18 protein-coding genes and 1 tRNA gene are annotated in these 17,565 nt (G+C 67.7%); 5 read left to right on the plus strand and 14 right to left on the minus strand.

Going from position 1 to position 17,565, the window contains the following annotated elements; genetic code table 11:
• Positions 1-7: 7 nt before the first annotated feature.
• The gene (locus G361_RS0103050; protein WP_019925574.1) at positions 8-529 is read right to left on the minus strand and encodes a hypothetical protein; all 522 of its coding nucleotides are present in this window, start codon (positions 527-529) and stop codon (positions 8-10) included.
• Positions 530-1,212: 683 nt separating this feature from the next.
• On the opposite strand from G361_RS0103050, the gene G361_RS42125 reads away from it, so the two are divergent.
• The 3 genes from G361_RS42125 to G361_RS0103065 all read left to right on the plus strand — a co-directional run bounded on the left by G361_RS42125 (position 1,213) and on the right by G361_RS0103065 (position 3,180).
• Positions 1,213-1,461, plus strand: coding sequence for an AlpA family transcriptional regulator (locus tag G361_RS42125; protein ID WP_052172719.1), 249 nt, complete (start codon positions 1,213-1,215; stop codon positions 1,459-1,461).
• 24 nt (positions 1,462-1,485) lie between these two features.
• The gene (locus tag G361_RS48020) at positions 1,486-1,716 is read left to right on the plus strand and encodes a helix-turn-helix domain-containing protein (protein WP_026342627.1); all 231 of its coding nucleotides are present in this window, start codon (positions 1,486-1,488) and stop codon (positions 1,714-1,716) included.
• Positions 1,717-1,941: 225 nt separating this feature from the next.
• Entirely contained in the window at positions 1,942-3,180 is a 1,239-nt protein-coding gene (locus G361_RS0103065) for a tyrosine-type recombinase/integrase (protein ID WP_081635279.1), read from the plus strand.
• A 102-nt stretch (positions 3,181-3,282) separates the two neighbouring features.
• Here G361_RS0103065 and G361_RS0103070 read toward each other — a convergent pair.
• Positions 3,283-3,356: transfer RNA gene (locus G361_RS0103070), tRNA-Pro, on the minus strand.
• A 387-nt stretch (positions 3,357-3,743) separates the two neighbouring features.
• On the minus strand, positions 3,744-4,235 hold the full coding sequence (locus G361_RS46605) for a hypothetical protein (RefSeq protein ID WP_019925577.1): 492 nt from the start codon (positions 4,233-4,235) through the stop codon (positions 3,744-3,746).
• 771 nt (positions 4,236-5,006) lie between these two features.
• On the opposite strand from G361_RS46605, the gene G361_RS42135 reads away from it, so the two are divergent.
• A complete protein-coding gene (locus G361_RS42135; RefSeq protein WP_255359830.1) occupies positions 5,007-6,194 on the plus strand; it encodes a permease in 1,188 nt (395 codons plus the stop codon).
• On the opposite strand, the gene G361_RS42140 is transcribed toward G361_RS42135, so the two are convergent.
• The 3 genes from G361_RS42140 to G361_RS0103100 form a co-directional block, all read right to left on the minus strand.
• Positions 6,195-7,148 carry an alpha/beta hydrolase gene (locus G361_RS42140; RefSeq protein WP_019925579.1) on the minus strand — a complete coding sequence of 318 codons (954 nt, stop codon included), beginning with the start codon at positions 7,146-7,148 and terminating at the stop codon, positions 6,195-6,197. It lies immediately after the preceding gene.
• A gap of 134 nt (positions 7,149-7,282) precedes the next feature.
• A complete protein-coding gene (locus G361_RS0103095) occupies positions 7,283-8,026 on the minus strand; it encodes an arylmalonate decarboxylase (protein ID WP_026342628.1) in 744 nt (247 codons plus the stop codon).
• A gap of 17 nt (positions 8,027-8,043) precedes the next feature.
• The gene (locus tag G361_RS0103100) at positions 8,044-8,613 is read right to left on the minus strand and encodes a TetR/AcrR family transcriptional regulator (RefSeq protein ID WP_019925581.1); all 570 of its coding nucleotides are present in this window, start codon (positions 8,611-8,613) and stop codon (positions 8,044-8,046) included.
• 81 nt (positions 8,614-8,694) lie between these two features.
• Between G361_RS0103100 and G361_RS0103105 the strand changes: the two genes are divergently transcribed.
• The gene (locus G361_RS0103105) at positions 8,695-9,588 is read left to right on the plus strand and encodes a DUF4437 domain-containing protein (protein ID WP_019925582.1); all 894 of its coding nucleotides are present in this window, start codon (positions 8,695-8,697) and stop codon (positions 9,586-9,588) included.
• Between the two features lie 100 nt (positions 9,589-9,688).
• Here the strand turns inward: G361_RS0103105 and G361_RS0103110 are convergent, their stop codons facing one another.
• From G361_RS0103110 to G361_RS0103145, 8 genes are read right to left on the minus strand one after another with little or no spacing between them, the layout of a single operon-like run.
• Entirely contained in the window at positions 9,689-10,432 is a 744-nt protein-coding gene (locus G361_RS0103110; RefSeq protein WP_019925583.1) for an arylmalonate decarboxylase, read from the minus strand.
• A 15-nt stretch (positions 10,433-10,447) separates the two neighbouring features.
• Positions 10,448-11,236: an SDR family oxidoreductase gene (locus G361_RS0103115; RefSeq protein WP_019925584.1), complete on the minus strand. Its 789-nt coding sequence runs from the start codon at positions 11,234-11,236 to the stop codon at positions 10,448-10,450.
• Positions 11,233-12,174 (minus strand): hypothetical protein, encoded by a 942-nt coding sequence (locus G361_RS0103120; protein ID WP_019925585.1) that lies wholly within the window; start codon positions 12,172-12,174, stop codon positions 11,233-11,235. Before G361_RS0103120 ends, G361_RS0103115 begins: the two co-directional genes overlap by 4 nt.
• Positions 12,171-12,860, minus strand: a complete 690-nt coding sequence (locus G361_RS0103125) for a hypothetical protein (protein WP_019925586.1) — start codon at positions 12,858-12,860, stop codon at positions 12,171-12,173. The genes G361_RS0103120 and G361_RS0103125 overlap by 4 nt, the downstream gene beginning before the upstream one ends.
• Positions 12,857-13,978: an aromatic ring-hydroxylating dioxygenase subunit alpha gene (locus G361_RS0103130; RefSeq protein ID WP_019925587.1), complete on the minus strand. Its 1,122-nt coding sequence runs from the start codon at positions 13,976-13,978 to the stop codon at positions 12,857-12,859. Before G361_RS0103130 ends, G361_RS0103125 begins: the two co-directional genes overlap by 4 nt.
• Positions 13,979-13,988: 10 nt before the next feature.
• Positions 13,989-14,936: a dienelactone hydrolase family protein gene (locus G361_RS0103135; protein ID WP_036494436.1), complete on the minus strand. Its 948-nt coding sequence runs from the start codon at positions 14,934-14,936 to the stop codon at positions 13,989-13,991.
• Positions 14,937-14,938: 2 nt separating this feature from the next.
• The gene (locus G361_RS0103140; RefSeq protein ID WP_019925589.1) at positions 14,939-15,748 is read right to left on the minus strand and encodes a hypothetical protein; all 810 of its coding nucleotides are present in this window, start codon (positions 15,746-15,748) and stop codon (positions 14,939-14,941) included.
• Entirely contained in the window at positions 15,745-17,367 is a 1,623-nt protein-coding gene (locus tag G361_RS0103145; RefSeq protein WP_019925590.1) for a nitrilase-related carbon-nitrogen hydrolase, read from the minus strand. Before G361_RS0103145 ends, G361_RS0103140 begins: the two co-directional genes overlap by 4 nt.
• Positions 17,368-17,565 lie beyond the last annotated feature (198 nt).

A 17,565-nucleotide genomic window follows, 5' to 3' on the forward strand; every position in this document is an offset into this window, starting at 1 on the left:
CCCGTACTCATCGACCGCCCTCCACTCGTGACTCGAACACGGTTCGCAACCGGTCATCGATGGTCACCGGCATCCCGGCCAGCCACCTTCTGTACGCGGCTTCTTCCCAGTCATCATCGTCGGGGCTGATCGGTCGGTCGAGAAACTCGCCGAGGACAACGACGAGGGGGGCCAGCGCCCCCTGCTGTCGCCGGTTCGCTTCGAGCAGTTCGGTGACGTACTGCCCGTAAAGCGGCTGGATCGCCACGTTGAGCCGATCCGCGGCGGCCTGCATCAGGGGTGAGTCTGCCTGGGCGAGGTCGGTTATTTCCCGGGCGACGCGGATCAGCTGACCGATCGCTTCTGCCGGCACCTTGATGGCGGCAGGCCCGACGGCGATGTCGCGGTGTCGACGCTCATCGAGTGGTCTCGGGATCCCGCCGGCGACGATCGTAGCCGTTGATCCCGCCTCCCATCTGAGGCACACATCGAGCTTGCGCATGGTGTCGGGGCTGACTCGCGTGGCCTCACCGCGCTCGATCTTCAACATGGTCGGTTCGGTCGGACCGCCGCTGAGACCGGCCTGCCGCCGACTGATGTCGAGTTGCTTCCGGCGCTCTCGAACGAATCCGCCGAGACGCTCGGCAGTGGTTCTATCCACTCCGGATCACACTCCAGCCGATGGCACAGTACGCACGCACAAGCGCAATCATATACACAAGCCTTCGCGGAGCGGTGACGTAGGCAACGAGCTCGTTGCCGCTCGCACCTCGATCAACATAGCTGCTGATAGGATCTGCACCGCCGTGCGGCCGCTCAAGGTGTCAGTCTTCGAAGTCGGACTTGATTTGCGTGGTTACTTTCGTATTATTTACGCATGCTAACGGTAGTGGAGGGCCTGAACGGCCGAACGCTCGGCCCCCGCACGGCCGGAGTCGCTCGCCAGCACGCTGATCGGTGGGCACGAGGCCAGCGAGCGGCGACCGAACCTGCCGTTACGTGTCACTGGCCAACGGGGTCGCGGCCCGCCGAGCGGACGTCGCTGGAGGCTCGGCGGCATCGCGCGCGATATCGCTGCGCCGTGCGTTTGCGCCGAAACCGGGGATTGCGCCGGGCCACTGGTGTTCTGTTGTCTCGCCGCCAGAGGCCGCCGCCCGACGGTGAGAGCGGCACACTGCCGCGAAACTTCAAGCGCCACTTCGCAACACACCGCTTCCAGTAATGAAGGACACCATGAACGCGCAAGAAGCCGACGAAACCTGGCTCACCAGCCAGGAACTCGCGGACCGACTCAAGGTCAAAGTCAGCACACTGGACAAGTGGGCTCACACCGGGACCGGCCCCACCTACATCAAACCCGGCCGGATCCGCCGGTATGCACTCAGCGAAATCGTCGCCTGGGAGAAAGCTCTCCTGGCCGAAGCCCAGCTTCGCCGCCGGTTCCCCTCCGTAGCGGTCCGGCCTGCAGGTCGGACCGTCTGATCTGCAGGCAGGAGGAGAACGCGCATGGCCACCGCAGAGGTCTGGCTCAGCACCGAGGATCTGTCCAAGCGCTACCAGGTCCCGATCAAAACGATCGCAGTCTGGGCATCAACGGGTCGTGGGCCGCGCTACATCCGCGTGGGCCGCTACCGTCGTTACCGTCTTGCGGATGTCGAGGCGTGGGAGCGTGAGCTGCTCGATTCTTCCCGACCGGACTCGCCGCCGAACGGTTACCGCAGGCCCAGGTCCGCCTGAAACTGATCGCTGGATAGAACGTGGCCCTCGATTTGGCGTCGAGGGCCACGCAGCGCTATCGCAGTCTTGTCGAAAGTTGGCAACAATACTCAGACCCAATCGTCGTGTCAATTGCGATGCTCCGAGGTCGGGTCGATCAAATAGTTTGCTGGAAGTTACACCGCATACGATCAAATTACCCGCCTGAAGGTCGGGTCAGATCCAAATTCTAATGAAGGTCGGTCCATGTCCAACTCCCCGCTCGAACCCGGTCAACAAGGGGAAATAAACTGCTGGCAGTTGAACAGTGGCGCATGGCGTGCCACCTGCCGGGTCGGCCTCTACAGTGGTGCCACTGCGCAGGTCTCCGGCAGTGGTGCCACGGCACGCAAAGCGAAAACGAAACTCCAGCAGAATATCGCGAAGAAGCTGTCGGATAGGTTCGGTGGCACCGAAAGGCTGGTCGCGCCAGAAACGAAACTGTCGGTGCTGGCCGACCTGTTCCTCGCGGAAGCGGAACTCGATGACACAATCGGCGATGCGACCGTTGCTGGTTATCGCAAGGAGATCGAGGTATCGACAGACAAACGGGCCAAGAAAGAGACCATCAAGATCAAGAGCGAACTCGGTGAACTGAAGGTCCGGCAGGCCACCACACACCGGCTCGACATGCATGTCAAGCTGCTGCTCGCGGCCGGCTACAAGAAGAAAGCCAAGGATCAGCGGGCGATCCTGAAGAAGATGATGGCCATCGCCGTCCGATACGACGCCCTCGACCACAACCCGATGGACAACGTCACCAGGGTGAAGAAGCGCGCTGGCCAGCCGAAGGCGGCCACGCCGGAGCAGATCGAGGCGCTCCGGGCGCAGATGGCCCGCTGGCTCGCCGGTGAGGCGATCCCCGGCGGCGCGGCGCGATACCGATCTGGCCCCCGCAGGTCTCGCAAGATCGTCGATATCGCCGAGGTGGCGATCGGCACCGGCGCGCGGCCTGGTGAGGTTCTGGCGGTCCGGTGGTGCGACATCGATTTCGACGCCAAGCCGCCACGACTTACCTTCTGCGGCACATTCTCTCAGCAGAAGGGAGGTACGAAGCACCGGCAGACGTGGACGAAAACGAAGACCGAGCGCACGGTGCAACTCACCGCGGCGACGGTCGCGATCCTGCGGCGGGTCGGCGCCGAACAGCGGCGATCCGGAATCACCCCGGACGATGACCTGGTCTTCACGACCCGTACCGGTGCGATCTTCGACGAGCAGTCGTTCAACCGCACCTGGCGGCAGATCCGCGGCAGCGAATTCGACTGGTGGACAGGGCGGACCTTCCGCAAGGTGGTCGCGACCCACCTGAGCCGGGAAATCGATCCGCTCGCGGCGGCCAAGCAACTCGGCCATGCGCAGGACTCGATGACCCTGCGGCACTACATCGAGCCGGACCAGCTAGTTCCCGATTACACTGCCGCTTTGGAGCGCCTGACCGGGTAAGCGTGTACGTCGGAAGCGGCAAAGCGTGTACAACTCGTGTACACGGAGCAAGTCGAAGGCCCGGTCACGGCGATCGAAATCGCTGTGACCGGGCCTTTCCGGTCGGGCTGACAGGATTCGAACCTGCGACCCCTTGACCCCCAGTCAAGTGCGCTACCAAGCTGCGCCACAGCCCGCCGCACCCGCTCCGCGAGTGCTCGATGAGATTACCTCACGACACCCCTGTTCAACCAAATCGGCTGACTGAGCTGGAACGATATGCCGAGCACCCGCCCGCTCGGGGGTACCCAGAGTTGGTTGGGGTGCGTCGCGCGGTTTCATTCGCCGACCACGCGCAGCGCGGGACCGCAGATGCTCGGGCATGTTCTCATCCACCTCCGTGTACGCCTACACCACGGTTCTCGGGAAGACCCGTGACACCGTCTCGGCGCAGTACAAATGGCCCGAGTGCAGGACCACCTGTGCTGCCGACCGGATCCAGTGTGGTGACATTCACGCTGAACGGCACCACCGTCACCGCGCAGGGGCAGTTTCCGCCGAACTGACGGCCGCGCGGCATCGACTCAGTACACGTAGACCTGGCCGGGCTGGGCCAGCGAGAACCCGTGCCGGTCACCGGTGACGCAGCCCCGGGCCATGTAATGGCCGTCGCCGCAACGGATCTGGGTTCCGAGCAGGGGCGGATTCGGTGTACAGGCTTGGCCCGGGCAGCCGTTCGGTTCGTACACCGGGGCCGGATTGCCGCCAGGGAGGGTGAACGGGGTTCCGGGAAGGGAGGTTCCGTGCATCGGCCCACCCACGACGTCCTGGGTGATCTGCCGCCCCGACGCCGGCAGGGACAGGCCGTCTGCGCTGCCCGACGGCAGGAACCCCGGTCGCTGCGTCACCACCAGTCCATCGGGCAGGTCACAGCCCAGCAGGCCGGTGGCGGAGACCGCGCAGTTCAGCCCTTGATGGTTGAAGTAGACGGGGTCGGCCGCATGCGCTGGTCCGCCGCATTCGATCACCAGTCCCGCGGCCACCAGTCCCAGCGCCCCTGCCGTCCATCGCCCCATCTTCCCCTCCGGCTCAGTATTCGAATGAATCATGTTGATCACCAGCCTGTTCCGGTGATCGCAGCGGTGTTCGACGGTCCCAGGGTAGAGCACCGCTAGTGGCGGATCCAGTGATCCGGCGCCTGCCGATGAGGGGTGCCGCCGGGGCGCGGTTGTCGGTTGATAGCACACACATCGAGGGCATGGTCGAGACGATGACGGGCACGGGACGAGCGCGGCGAGTGTAAGTGGCATGCCGGCTGGACGACCATGTTGTCGTGTTCCCAGTCAGCCGGCTGTCAGTCGGTCGATCGGTGACGCTGAAACTGGGAGCTGTCTCGAACATGCCGAGGACGTGGCGTCGCCGGTGGTCCGCCCCTCTGTGATATGCCCTAGACAAGATCTCGGATGCCCCTTCAGCGCTGCCTGCGGGCTTTCGTCCCGCCAGGACAGGGACGGAAACTCGGCGCACGAGGCGACGTGTTCGATTGTCGACCGGCCGTGGGCCTCACGCTCGGAGCCCGGGCAGGCATCGGTCGCGTCTGCGCCGCCGCTCGATCGGCTCCAGGTTTGCCTGCGAAGCGCTGGTCCGGCCAGGCGTCGCGGCCTTGCTCGGGGCCGCGTGGCAGACCTCCTCGACCCGTGATGAGTCGACGGTTCGGGAAACGGATTGTGGTGACCTGCGCTGGAGCATGGAACTTGCTCATGTGGGAGATGACTACAGACGGATGTTACCCTATACCCCATAGGGGTATAGGGTTAGGCAAGGTACTCGGTGGTGCGAGAGAAGGGATCGTTGTGCGGGCTGTGGGACATGCGTTGGGGTTGGCGGGGTCCATGACCTGGGAGATTCTGTGGGCTCTGGTGTTGGGGTTCTTCCTGTCGGCAGTGGTGCAGGCGTTGGTGCGGAAGTCGACCGTGGTGCGATTGCTCGGGGATGACCGGCCTCGGACGTTGGTGGTGGCTGCCGGGTTGGGGGCGGCTTCTTCGTCTTGTTCCTATGCGGCGGTGGCGTTGGCTCGGTCGTTGTTCCGGAAGGGGGCGAACTTCACGGCGGCCATGGCTTTCGAGATCGGGTCGACCAATTTGGTGGTGGAGTTGGGGATCATTCTGGCTTTGTTGCTGGGGTGGCAGTTCACGGTGGCGGAGTTCGTGGGTGGGCCGATCATGATTGTGTTCGTTGCCCTTTTGTTCCGGGTGTTCGTGCGGTCTCGGCTCGTGGCGGCTGCTCGTGAGCAGGCCGAGCGGGGGGTTGCGGGGTCGATGGAGGGGCATGCGGCCATGGATATGGCTGTCGCGGGGGAGGGGTCGTTCTGGCGGCGGTTGGTGTCGGGGCGGGGGTTCACCGCTGTGGCACACGTTTTCGTGATGGAGTGGGCCGCCATACTTCGGGATCTGGTGGTGGGGTTGCTGATTGCGGGGGCCATCGGGGCGTGGGTGCCGGATGCGTTCTGGCAGAGGTTCTTTCTGGAGGGGCATACGGTGTTGTCGGCGATGTGGGGGCCGGTGGTCGGGCCCGCGGTGGCGATTGCGGCGTTCGTGTGTTCCATCGGGAATGTGCCGTTGGCGGCTGTTCTGTGGAACGGGGGGATCAGTTTCGGTGGGGTGGTGGCGTTCGTGTTCGCCGATCTGCTGATTCTTCCGATTCTCAACATCTATCGGAAGTATTACGGGGTTCGGATGACGGTTGTTCTGTTCGGGACGTTCTATGTCGCGATGGTGGGGGCCGGGTATCTGGTGGAGATTCTGTTCGGGGTGGCGGGGCTCACGCCTACGGAGCGGAATGCCATGGTCATGACCGAGGGGGTTCGGTGGAATTACACGACCTGGTTGAACATCGTGTTTCTGGTGTTGGCGGCGGTGCTGGTGGTGCGGTTCGTGCGGACCGGGGGGATTCCCATGTTGCGGATGATGGGTGGGGTGCCGGGGAGTGGGCATGATCATGAGCACGAGCATGGGCACGGGGTTGTGGACGGGTAGTTATGCGCCGTGGAGGGGTTCGGCGCCGGGGGCGGCGGGGACGGTGGGGGGAGTGCCGGTGGGGTAGTCGGCGGGAGTGGTTGTGGCGGTGAGGAAGTCGGTGGTCCAATCGGTGGCCAGGTGCTGGAGGGTGGCCACATCGGCGGGTTGAGGTGTGCCGCAGAAGATTTCGCCCAGAGCGTCGGTGCTGGCGCCTTCGGCGTCGGTGTGGGCGCCGGTGGGGAGGCGGACGCCGACGAAGTCTCGGTGTAGGAGGGTTTGGAGGGCTACCGTGCCGGTTCCGAAGTTGTTGCAGGGGGCGGGTGGGCCGGAGATCGTGAGGATGGGTAGCGCGGTGTGATCCAGGTCGGTGAGGGCTGTGTCGGTGTTGTTGCCCAGGAAGGACTTCACCGGGTCGAGGAGGATCAGGCCGCGTAGGTGCTGCCATGCGGTGGGGGCGGCGGTGTGGAGGTGGTGGGCGACGTATTCGACCGCTTCGGCGCCGGCGGAGTGGCCGATGAAGACCAGGTCGTGAGGGAGGGGCGGGGTGGGGCGGTTCTGGGCGGCGGCCGCTGCGGAGAGGGAGACGGTCAGGGGGGCGGTGGGGTCGTCGGCGGTGGTGAACAGGGCCGCGACCTGGTTCAGGAAGGGGGTGTTGTCGCCGAGGTTCTGGAGGGTGCAGCCGGCCGGATCGATGAAGGGGAGGCTGGGGGTGAAGACGAGATAGCCGGCCGCCGTGAGGGTTTCGGCCAGGTCGGCTACGTTGCCGTCGGCGCGGGCGAAGCCGTGCTGGAGCCAGACCAGACCGCGCGGGGTGCCCTCGGGGAGATACCAGTCGGCGGGCTGGTGGTGGATCGTGCCGGCGCAGGGGATGTCGACGGTGGTGGGGAGGGGTGCCGCGGACGCGGTGGCGGGGAGAGTCGCCGGGGCCGCCAGGCAGGCGGCGGCGATCAGGGTGACTAGGTGTGCGCGCATCGCGACTCCAGGTGGGGGACAGGCTGTTCCGTTGACGGGACGGCGGGTGGGAACTTGTGCGCCGACCGTATGTGGCGGCCGGGGCCGTGTGGTTGCCTGTGTGTTTCTAGTGTCGAAACGGTGTTTCCTTTTTGTCAGTGTTCGCGGAGGAGGGTGCCCGCGTTGTCCACTCGGTCGTCGAATCCGTGGTCGCGCAACGCATACCAGAGGGTGGCGGCGTTGATCGCGATCACCGGTTTGCCGAGTTCGCGTTCCAGCTCGTCGGCCTGGGCCACGAAGGAGAGGTTGGTGCCGACCTGGACGATGGCCTCCACGTCGGGGGCGTCGATCTCGGCGATCATGGCGCGCAGGCGATCCGGGGCCACTCGGGCGATATCCATCGCGGTGGGGCAGCGTAGGCCGGTGATGGCGGCGACGTCGAAGCCGGCCTCGGTGAAGAAGCGGCCCACCTCCACGTCGGCGACCGGCTGATAGGGGGAGAAGACGGCGATGCGGTGGCAGCCGAGTTCGTGCAGGGCGGCTCGGCAGGAACTCGCGCCGGTGGTCACGGGGAGGCCGGTGCGGTCGCGCAGGCGTTGTTCGAAGGCGGCGTTGCCCTCGATGCCGCCCCAGAACGTCTCCGCCGACATGCCCATCACCATGCGGTCCGGTTCGGCGGTGAGGGCGTCGCGGACTGCGGTGTCTATCGAGGCGCGGATCTGGCCCAGCAGGGCGCGGAAATCGTCGTCGTTGCCCATCACCGGATCCGGGATGTACATGGAGCCGGCGCGGTAGGCGACGCCGGGGACTCCGGATCGCCAATAGTCGTGTTCGACAACGGTATTGGTACTCGGCACGATCACGCCGAAGACGGCTCTGGGGCCAACGGCATTGGTCATCGGATCCTCGCTGGGGGTCAGGACGGGGGAATTGTGGTGTGGGACAGGGCTTCCGCGACGGTGCGGTGGGCGCGGTCGCGGTCGACCGGGAGGTCCAGCAGCAGTACGTCGATCAGCAGGGGGGAGACGACGGCCTTGGCGGTCTCCGCGACGACGGATTCGTCCTCGATGCCCAGCGCGCGTACGCCGCGGTGGAAGGGGGCCAGCAGGTCCCGCACGTAGCGGCGGCGCAGGTCGGCGCAGCCGGGATCGGTCGCGGAGGCGGTGATCAGGGCGCGCAGGAACGCGGCCACGGGCTTGTCGCGCAGGCGATCACAGAGTCGGTCCACCTCGGCGTGCAGGTCGGTGACCGGATCGCCGGTGGGATCGGCGGCCGGATGGGGGGCCACCTCGATCAGGGCGGCGAGGAAATCCCTCGTCGTGGGCCAGTGCCGGTAGATCGTGGTGCGGGCCACGCCCGTGATGCCGTGCAGCCGTTGCGGAGTCAGCGCCACCGCGCCTTCGGTGAGGATCAGCTCGAGTGCCGCGGTGAGCACGATCTCGGCGGTGTCGGCGGCGGGGCCGGCGGGGCGTCCGGGTCTGTTCACCGGATAAACAGTACAGGTTGCAGCGCTTATTGGTAAGCGATACATTTTGTAGCGTAAATCGACACTCCTCCAGGAGGATCCATGCGTCCGCATGTCGAACTGATCGACGAAAAAGACCTGATCTGGCATATCGCCGAGTTCCAGCACGCGACCGGCACCGCGCGGCAGCGCAATCTCAGCTATGACGAGGAGGACGGATCCGCCTCGCTGAAGGTGACCTTCACCAGCGACTGGTCCCGGCCGGCGGGGGTGCACGCGGCCGAGACGGAGTGGTACGTGCTCTCGGGACGAATCACTCTGGGGGACACCGAACTCGGGCCGGGCGGGTATTGGACGGCGCCGGTGGGGGTCTGGACGCCGGCGCTCACGGTCGCCGAGGGCACCGAGATCCTGTTGTTCCGCGAGGGCGCGGACTGGGCGTTCGAGCCCGCCGACGGTGATCGCGAAAACGTCCGGCCAGACCAGGTTCTGGTGGTCCTCGACTCCGCGGCGATGCCGTGGATCGACGTGAAGGACGGCAGCCCCATGCGTTTCGATCTGGGTGGTACGCCGGTGCCGGGGCTCTACATCAAACTGCTGCACCGCGACGAGAAGACCGGGTTCTACACGCGGCTGATCAAGGCCAAGCCCGGCTGGCGGGAAGTGCCGCTGGCACACCATCCGTGCAGTGAGGAGGCGTACTGCCTGGACGGCGGCTTCGAGTACAACTTCGGGACCATGTGGCCGGGGACGTACTTCTGGCGGCCGCCGTTCATCCGGCACGGCGATTTCACCGCCGACGCCGAGCAGGGCTGCACCTGGCTGCTGCGGTCCGACGCCGATCTGGTGGATTGGTACACGGAGAACGCGCAGGTCGTGATGACCGGTGACGCGACCAACTGGGGGCCGGAGTTCCCGCAGACCCTCGCGCCGCGGCTGATCGAGCCGGTGCGGTCGGCCTCGATCGGGCGGTGGCTGGACCCCACCCACCAATAGCGGGACGCGACAGCGCCCGTCCGGCCGGGGCCGGACGGGCGCCGGGCGGCGGGATGAGAGGAAGGAATCCCGCCGCCGTCCGATGGTCGCGCGGAACCGGTCAGTGGTCGCGCAACAGTCCACCCGCGCCCTCGATCCGGTCGTCGAAACCGTTGTCGCGCAGCGCCATCCACCAGGTCGCGGCATTGATGGCGATCACCGGCTTGCCCAGCCAGCGTTCGGCCTCGTCGGCCAGCCGCAGCATCGACAGATTGGTGCCGCACTGGACGAGGGCGTCGATATCGTCGCCGTCGACCTCGCGCAGCGCCGCGCGCAGTTCGTCCTCGGTGACGTGTGCGATGGAAACCGCGGTGGGACAGCGCAATCCCTCGATAGCGCCGACCTTCACACCGAGTTCGCCGAAGAACCGGACGACGTTCTCGTCGCCCACCGGCTGATACGGGGTGACGACGCCGATCCTGGTGGCGCCGTACAACTCCAGGGCGCGCCGGCACGCCTCGGCGCCGGTGGCGACCTCGAGGCCGGTCACCTCGTGGATCTGCCGCACGAACGCGCGGTTGCCTTCCACACCGCCCCAGAAGGTTTCGGCGGACATACCCATGACCATGTAGTCCGGTTCGCAGGTCAGGACCCGCTCGCAGGCCGCGACGATCTCCGCGCGGATTTGATCGAGCAGCCGGCCCATCCCGGCGTCGTCGCTCATGTTCTGGTCTCGGATGTGGATGCGGCCGAAGTGGGTGGTGACGCCGGGCACGCCCAGGCGGGCGAAATCCGGCTCCACCACGGTATTGGTGGACGGTGCCAGCACGCCGAACTTGGCGCGCCAGCCGAGTACATCGGGCATGGCTGTTCCTCGGGATCAGGATTCGGGTGTTTCGGCGAACAGATCGCGGCGGCGGAACGGGGCGGTGGCGAAGCGGCGCATCACCTTGCCGGTCGTCAGCCAGGCCACGTGCTCGCCGTTGCGGGTGCGGGTGACCGCGCGCTCGGCCAGCCACGGGGTGACCGTCTCCACGCGGTCGGCGAGGATGTTGAACACCTTGCGCGCCTTGGCCAGTTCGTCCGGATCGGCATAGCCGCCGGTGAGCAGATCGGTGACCACCATGCCGGGGCTGAGCAGGCCCACCGAGACACCGGCGGGGACCTCGCGGGTCAGGCCGCGGGTCAGGTAGGTGACCGCGCGTTTGGTGGCGCCGTAGACGGTCAGGCCGGGCACGGACCGGCCGTCGCTGCCGAGGCCCTCCATGTTCCAGACGTGGCCGCCGCCGGTCGCGGCCAGGGCCGGGATGGCCACCGCGCAGCCGTTGAGCACGCCGATCAGGTTGGTGGACACCACTTTCCGGGCCTCGGCCGCCGGTAGTTCCCAGATCGGGGCCCGGGGGTGCGCGACGCCGGCGTTGTTGATCCACACGTCGACGCCGCCGAACCGGTCCACGGCCGCGTCCCAGAGTTGTTGCAGGCTCGCCCGATCGGTGACATCGGCGGTGATCGCCAGGGCGGCAGGGAGTTCCGCGGCCACCTCGGCGACCCGCGCGGAGTCGGTGCCGCACACCGCGACCCGATGCCCGGCGGCGAGCAGGGCACGGGTCAGACCGAGGCCGATACCGCGGGTGCCGCCGGTCACGACCACCGTGCGGGGCGTCGTCATTCGCGCTCCAGCACGCCGTGCACGATCGTCGCCAGGCGATTGTGCTCGAACAGTTGGTAGACCACCGCCAGCGTCGCACCGGCCCCCATACCCGGCTCGGCGTCGATCATGAATTCCCGGCCCACCAGCCGGACCCCGTCGGTGCGGTGCATCCGGACGAAATGCGCACGGCCGAAGGCGGTTCCGTTGCCCCAGACGTCGGGTCCCTCGTGGAACCAGCGGGTGCCGTCGCGGCGGACGACGGCGCGGGTCTCGGAATCCAGTGCGCCGGAGACGGTCAGGTGATGTTCGGCGGTGAGCAGGCTGTGCGGTGTGACGTCCAGCGTCATCCGGGCCTTGCCCTGCGCGGTCTGGTCGGCGCTCCACACCTCGAGATCACCGGCGTAGCGCGACGGATCCTTACTGGGCAGCGTGAACGGCACCGCGCCACAGCGGGTTTCGGCGGCCAGGCGCTCGTCGACCAGCTCCGGATCGCGGGTGTAGACGCCGTCGAACACGCCGACCACCGCCGGGCCCTGCGACAGCACCGACGAATAGACCTGGGTGTCACCGACGGTCTGGTTCCAGGTGTTCAGCGACACCTGCCAGCCGGGCCCGTAGTAGTGCGCGTCCACGAAACCGCCGTAGGGCTGGCCGGAACCGTAGAAATCGGGACCGGTGTAGATGCGGTCACCGTCGGAGTCGACGACGCCGAAGGCGAACGACGCCCCCAGAGCGTAGCGGCCGGCGAGTTTGCCGCCGCCGGTCAGTCCGCCGTCCATGTAGTAGACGGTCCGGCCGTCCTCGAAGACCGACGAACGGCGGATGTCCTCGAATCCGTGCCACACCCCCTCGGCGTCGAACAGCGAAGGGCGGCCCACCCATTCGCCGGCGATCCGCTGCTGCCAGCGGCTCGGCTCGGCGCCGGTGGCCGGGCCCGGCTCCGTGTCGGGGCTCACCGCGCCAGCTCCTGCCGCACCCGCTCGGCCTGTTCGGCCCCGAGCAGCCGGGTGACCTGTGCCCACACCGGATCCACCTGCGGACTGAACAGATTCGCGCGGTTGGCGTGGTCGCGCGCCGGCAGATCGGCGCGCACGGCGGGAACGCCCTTGTCCACCAGCGTGAGCCAGTGCCGCAGATAGGTGTCCACGGTGGCGCTCAGGGCGCCGAACGCGGATTCGGTGGCGCGGCACACCAGCATCCACGGCGACATCATCGCCCGCTGCCGGGGGCCGACGGCCGCGGCCGAGACACCCGCCACCTGCCACGCGGCATCCAGCAGCGGGGTCAGCGGGAGGAACGCGGCGTCCAGGTATTCCAGTTCGACGGCGAGATCGGCGCGCGGGATCAGATCCAGGTGCATCGCGTAGTACTCGCCGCCGTACACCGCGTCCAGCGTGAAATGCGGTACAGCCGAATCACTTCCGGTGAAGGCGAAGATCATGTGACTGTCCAGGCCGATCGGCGGGACGACCAGGTCGACGGTCACCAGCTTGTCGATCGGGCCGCCGCGCAGGACGCGCAGTCGCCCGACCGGATCCGGGGACATGGCGCTGGTCAGCGGTTCGTCGGTCGTGACCGCCAGACCCAGCGCGGCGGACAGTGTTTCGAGGGTGCGCTCACTGAGCGCGGTGGGCAGGCTCATTTCGGGGCTCCTCCGTTGCGGGCCTTGTGTACCCAGGCGCTGGCCAGTTCCGGATTCTCGCGCCGCACCGGCGACGCGATGACCGTCGCGCTGCGGTGCGGGCCGTCGCCGGTGACGACGTCGGTGTCGCCGACCCACCAGCCGTCCTCGATCAGCTGGGCGCGCCGGCGGCGGTAGGCGATCTGCAGGGCATCGCTGCGGACGTGCAGTTCGTCGGCGAGATCGAACGGAAGCAGTTCCGGCCGTTGCGATTCCACCACCGGCCGATCCTGTAGCAGGATCTTCTCGATGCGCTTGCGGGTGTTCCCGTCGGCCCACGCCCCGGTGAAGAAGCTGCGGAAGCCGAGGATCTTCACCAGGGTCCGATCCTGCGACAGCGGAATGTTGAAGTCGTAGAGGATCAGATCGCCGATCGGCAGCCGCACGTGCAACTTGACCACGTTCGGCAGATACCAGCCGTTGGTCACCGTCACGTACTCGGGGCGTTCCTTGCGCCGGGCGAGCAGGCCCCACAGGCCCTTCGGCGGCGGCGGGCTCATCAGGATGTCCGCCTCGCCGGACCAGTCCGTCTGCCGCACTTCGTAATCCGGGATCTGCGGCCGGTCCGGATTGCCGAACGCGGTGCCGTGCACGAAGGGGGTGTGCGAGGCGTCCACGACGTTCTCGAAGGTGCGCTCGTAGTTCGCGTCCACCACCATCTCGTATTCGACGGCCTTGAACGCCGGATCGTCCCACTGCGGGATCTCCGGGATGGGCGGGCGCTGCTCCTCGGGCAGATCACCGAGGAAGGCCCAGATCATGCCGTACCGTTCCACGGTGGGATACGCGTCGACCCGCGCCTTGCGCGGGATGTTGCGCTCCGGCGCGTTGGCGGGGATGCGGACGCACACGCCACCGCTGTCGTACTGCCAGCCGTGATACGGGCAGGTGATGATGTCGCCGGCGACCGTACCCATCGACAGCGCGCCGCCGCGATGGACGCACAGGTCCGAAAGACAGGTCACCGCACCGGATTCGGTGCGATACAGCACGAAATTCTGGCCGAGGCAGACGACCCGGCGCGGTTGCGCGCCGACCTTGGAGGCGAATTCGACGGCGTACCAGAAGTTCTTGAGCACAACGATCTCCTCAGTGCCGTTTCAGCAGCAATCCGTCGTCGAAAGCGGCCAGTTCGTCGCGCGCCGAGGCCGATTCCGACAGGTGGGTGCGCAGGAACAGCGTCGTCAGCCGCGCGAACGGGGGCAGGCCGTCGGCCTCCGCGGGTCCGTCCAGGAAGGCGCGGGCCGCGGTGGGATCGGCGTCGGCGATGCCGAAGTGGTTGGCGCCCGGCACGACCGCGAGCAGATGCTCGCCGTCGGGCAGCGCCTCGGTGAAGGTGCGTGCCACCGGATCCGGGCGGGCCGCGTCGTCGGATTCACCGTAGCGGTCGGCACTGCCCTGGATGACGCCGTCGTTGGTACCGACACCCAGCAGCACCGGGCATTCCACCTGGGCGGGGAGCACGGTGCCCGGATCCCAGCCGAGCATGGTCGCCACCATCGTGTGTGCGCCCCAGGCGAATACGGCGCGCACGCCGGGGAAGAACCGCGCCGATTGCAACACCACGGTGCCGCCGGCGGAATGGCCGCCGAGCGCGACCCGGTCGAGATCCAGTGCGCCACGCAGTGGTTCGGTCTCGTTCAGTTCGGCGACGGCGGCCAGTACGGCCGTGATGGTGGGGCAGGTGGGCCGGGTGCCGTAGCTGTCGGGCCGGGCGGCGGCCAGATCGACGCCGGGGGTGATCCCGCGCTGGCCGCCGAACAGATCGGCGACCCGATCGAAGGTGACGACCACGAAACCGGCCTCGGCGATGGCGGTCGCGTAGCGGCGGTAGGCGTCCTGGCCGACATTGACGCCGGACAGGAACAGCACCACCGGATACGGCGCGCGGGCCGGATCCGGCGCGAACACGCCGGTGAGGCGTTCGGCGTCGTCACCGGAGGCGACGGCCGGGTAGTAGACCTTCAGATGTGCGGTGTCGAACGGGGCGTCGCCGTCGGTGCGCGCCGACCACCACAGGGAGCGGACGAGTGTCATGATCAGCCCACCGGCCTCGGGGAGACACGGTCGCCGCCCCACAGCGCGCGCACCAGGCGCGCGGTGAGTTCGGCCCCGAACATGCGCTCGCCCATCACATTCGCCGGATCGCGTTCGGCGATGTTGCGGCGCACGCGCAGATCCCGCTCCGCCAGCGCGGCCTGTTCCTCGGCGGGAACGGGTTCGGCGGCGTCGACCCAGCCGAGCCAGCGGTCCACCGTCGTCGTGAGCACCTCGCGCACGGTGTCCAGATTGGGGCGGGTGGTGGGGAAGGAGTAGCAGTACGCGGTCGGCGACAGGCTGGCCCGGATGAATCCGGTCCGGCTGGTGAACCAGGTGAAATCCGGATGGGCCTGCTTGAAGGTCAGCCAGGGCTCGTCGGTGCCGGCGTAGTAGCGGTCGAAGTAGTCGCCGTCGCCGACGAGATCGCCGCGCGGTACGCCGTCGACGTAGAACCAGCCCTGCGGCCACAGCAGCAGCGCCGACGCCAGATGCGGCACCCGCACCTGCGGGCCCAGCCACGCGGTGAGGTGCAGGTTCACGAAACCCGTTCGGGGATCACCGATCCAGGAGTGGACCAGCCAGTCGATCTCGGGCCCGCTGTAGGCGGCCAGGCTGCCGGAGGGACCGTTGTCGGGATCACCGTAGGAGTCCAGATCGGTGGTGGAGCCGTCGCGGGTCAGCTCGAAGCGGTCGTCGAGGCGGCCCTTCAGGCCCGCCAGCATCTCCTGCCACTCCCGGAAGATCTCGCTCACATCGGTTCTGGGGTTCTCGTCGACCATCTGCTCGACGTGTTGCAGGGTTTCGCTCATGGCAGCTCCGGTTCGATGGTGGCGGTGGCGGGTTCGCGCGTGAGGGCGGTGAGTGCGGCGAGCGGGATCCCGGCCACCAGATCGGTGCCCCGGGAGACCGCGCGATTGACCGCCTGGGCGGGCCGGACCGTGGTGACGAGCCGCGGCGCGCCCGGCGGCGCGGTGACGAGGTCGGGATGGCTGATACGACCGGTGAACGGTCCCTGCCAGGCGGTCCAGAGGGTGAAATCAGGGCTGAGGGCGCACACCGTGGCGGTGAGGCCGCCGGTCGCGTCGATTCCGGCGGCGACGATGTTGAGCCGGTTCTCCGCGGACCGCTCGGGCAGGCCGAGCCGGACCTCCCACGGCTCGGCCGGGGTGTGCGGTACGGCCACCACATCGGCGTCGCGAATCACGGCCAGCCGGAAGGTCTCCGGGAACAGCGCATCGTCGCCGACCACCAGTGCCAGCCTGCCCCACGGCAATTCGAAGATCTCGATCCCGGCGCCGGCCGCCTCGTGCCCGGCGGTCCGGTGCAGCCGGGGCTGGCGGCCCGCGATACCGTCGGCGTTCACCAGCAGGCCGGCGCCGCCGGCCTCGGTGAGCACCACGTGTGCGGTCGAATCACTTAGTGCGGCAATGACTTTCGGGATCTCCAGGGTGGCCGATTCCGGCAGCACGATCAGCTGTGCGCCGTCGGCGACCGCGGCGGCGATCTGCGCGGGATCGGGAAGTGCCGCCGCGACCGTGAGCGTCTCCGCGCCGGCCGGGGCCCGGCGGACCCCGGAGCCGGTGAGCAGCGGGGTGTACAGCCGCGGGCGGCGGGCGGCCAGGATGTCGGTGCCGTCGGGGCGGCGCTTGTCGTCGGCCCGCGCGACGTCGATATCGGCGACCACCAGCGACTCGCCGGTCGCGGGGGCGCGGGCCACCGTGATGCCGTCCGGGGCGACGATCTGGCTCTCGCCGGCGCCGTGCAGTTTGTCGGCCGGAACACCGAGCCGGGTCGCGATGTCGGGCAACAGGTCCGCCGGGAGCAGCGGGCCGACCTTGTTGGCCGCCACCACCCAGACCTTGTTCTCCGCGGCGCGGACCGGGATGTGCAGGCCCGCCTCGTCGGAGGCGAAGGAGTTGAGGCTGTTCAGCAGGATCTGCGCGCCGCGCACCGCCAGGGAGCGGGCGACCTCACAGATGACCCCCTCCATACAGGCGTACAGGCCGAGGCGGCCCAGCGGTGTGTCGATGATCTCCGAATCGGACTCCCCGCGGACGAGATGATCGTTCTCCGCACCCATCAGGATCTGCTTGTGCGACTGTCCGATCAGCTCGCCGTCCGGTCCGAACAGCAGGCTCGCGCCGGTCGTGCCGCCGTCGTCGTGGGCGAGGGTGACGCCGATCTTCACGTACATCCGGTGCCGGGTGGCCCGTTCGGCCACCGGGCCGAGGAAATGATCTCCGATCCGGCACGCCATTCGGTGCGCGTGGGACCGGTCCGTGTACCACGATAGGTGGTTACAGAACTCGGGTAGCACCACCAACTCGGCTTCGGCGGTCGCCGCGTCGTCGATCAGGCGCAGGCAGGCGTCGAGGTTGGCCGCGACGTCGGTGCCTGCGGCGAGTTGGGCGGCGGCGACTCGCGTCATGAACGCGCACCTCCTGGGTGAAAGCGTTTCGGAGGTCGAAACGCTGTTTCCAACAAGTGCGATTCTGTACCGATGGCGCGGATCTGTCCAGCGGGCGGGCAAATCTCCGACCCGATGGCCGTTCGGGTTGAAAAATGCCTGTTTCCAGGCTGTTACGTGCGCATTCGCGCTTGACACCCTCCGCCGGTCCGGGTTCAA

It is taken from the genome of Nocardia sp. BMG111209, assembly GCF_000381925.1.
Taxonomy (GTDB): Bacteria; Actinomycetota; Actinomycetes; order Mycobacteriales; family Mycobacteriaceae; genus Nocardia.

What these genes read in the sequence shown, in the direction of transcription:
- G361_RS42140 (WP_019925579.1), bottom strand. Translation starts at nt 7,148, where the DNA reads ATGCGCGCACACCTAGTCACCCTGATCGCCGCCGCCTGCCTGGCGGCC.
- G361_RS46605 (WP_019925577.1), bottom strand. Translation starts at nt 4,235, where the DNA reads ATGGGGCGATGGACGGCAGGGGCGCTGGGACTGGTGGCCGCGGGACTG.
- G361_RS0103125 (WP_019925586.1), bottom strand. Translation starts at nt 12,860, where the DNA reads ATGAGCCTGCCCACCGCGCTCAGTGAGCGCACCCTCGAAACACTGTCC.
- G361_RS0103095 (WP_026342628.1), bottom strand. Translation starts at nt 8,026, where the DNA reads ATGACCAATGCCGTTGGCCCCAGAGCCGTCTTCGGCGTGATCGTGCCG.
- G361_RS0103135 (WP_036494436.1), bottom strand. Translation starts at nt 14,936, where the DNA reads ATGACACTCGTCCGCTCCCTGTGGTGGTCGGCGCGCACCGACGGCGAC.
- G361_RS42125 (WP_052172719.1), top strand. Translation starts at nt 1,213, where the DNA reads ATGAACGCGCAAGAAGCCGACGAAACCTGGCTCACCAGCCAGGAACTC.
- G361_RS0103140 (WP_019925589.1), bottom strand. Translation starts at nt 15,748, where the DNA reads ATGAGCGAAACCCTGCAACACGTCGAGCAGATGGTCGACGAGAACCCC.
- G361_RS0103145 (WP_019925590.1), bottom strand. Translation starts at nt 17,367, where the DNA reads ATGACGCGAGTCGCCGCCGCCCAACTCGCCGCAGGCACCGACGTCGCG.
- G361_RS0103050 (WP_019925574.1), bottom strand. Translation starts at nt 529, where the DNA reads ATGTTGAAGATCGAGCGCGGTGAGGCCACGCGAGTCAGCCCCGACACC.
- G361_RS0103110 (WP_019925583.1), bottom strand. Translation starts at nt 10,432, where the DNA reads ATGCCCGATGTACTCGGCTGGCGCGCCAAGTTCGGCGTGCTGGCACCG.
- G361_RS0103115 (WP_019925584.1), bottom strand. Translation starts at nt 11,236, where the DNA reads ATGACGACGCCCCGCACGGTGGTCGTGACCGGCGGCACCCGCGGTATC.
- G361_RS48020 (WP_026342627.1), top strand. Translation starts at nt 1,486, where the DNA reads ATGGCCACCGCAGAGGTCTGGCTCAGCACCGAGGATCTGTCCAAGCGC.
- G361_RS0103105 (WP_019925582.1), top strand. Translation starts at nt 8,695, where the DNA reads ATGCGTCCGCATGTCGAACTGATCGACGAAAAAGACCTGATCTGGCAT.
- G361_RS0103065 (WP_081635279.1), top strand. Translation starts at nt 1,942, where the DNA reads ATGTCCAACTCCCCGCTCGAACCCGGTCAACAAGGGGAAATAAACTGC.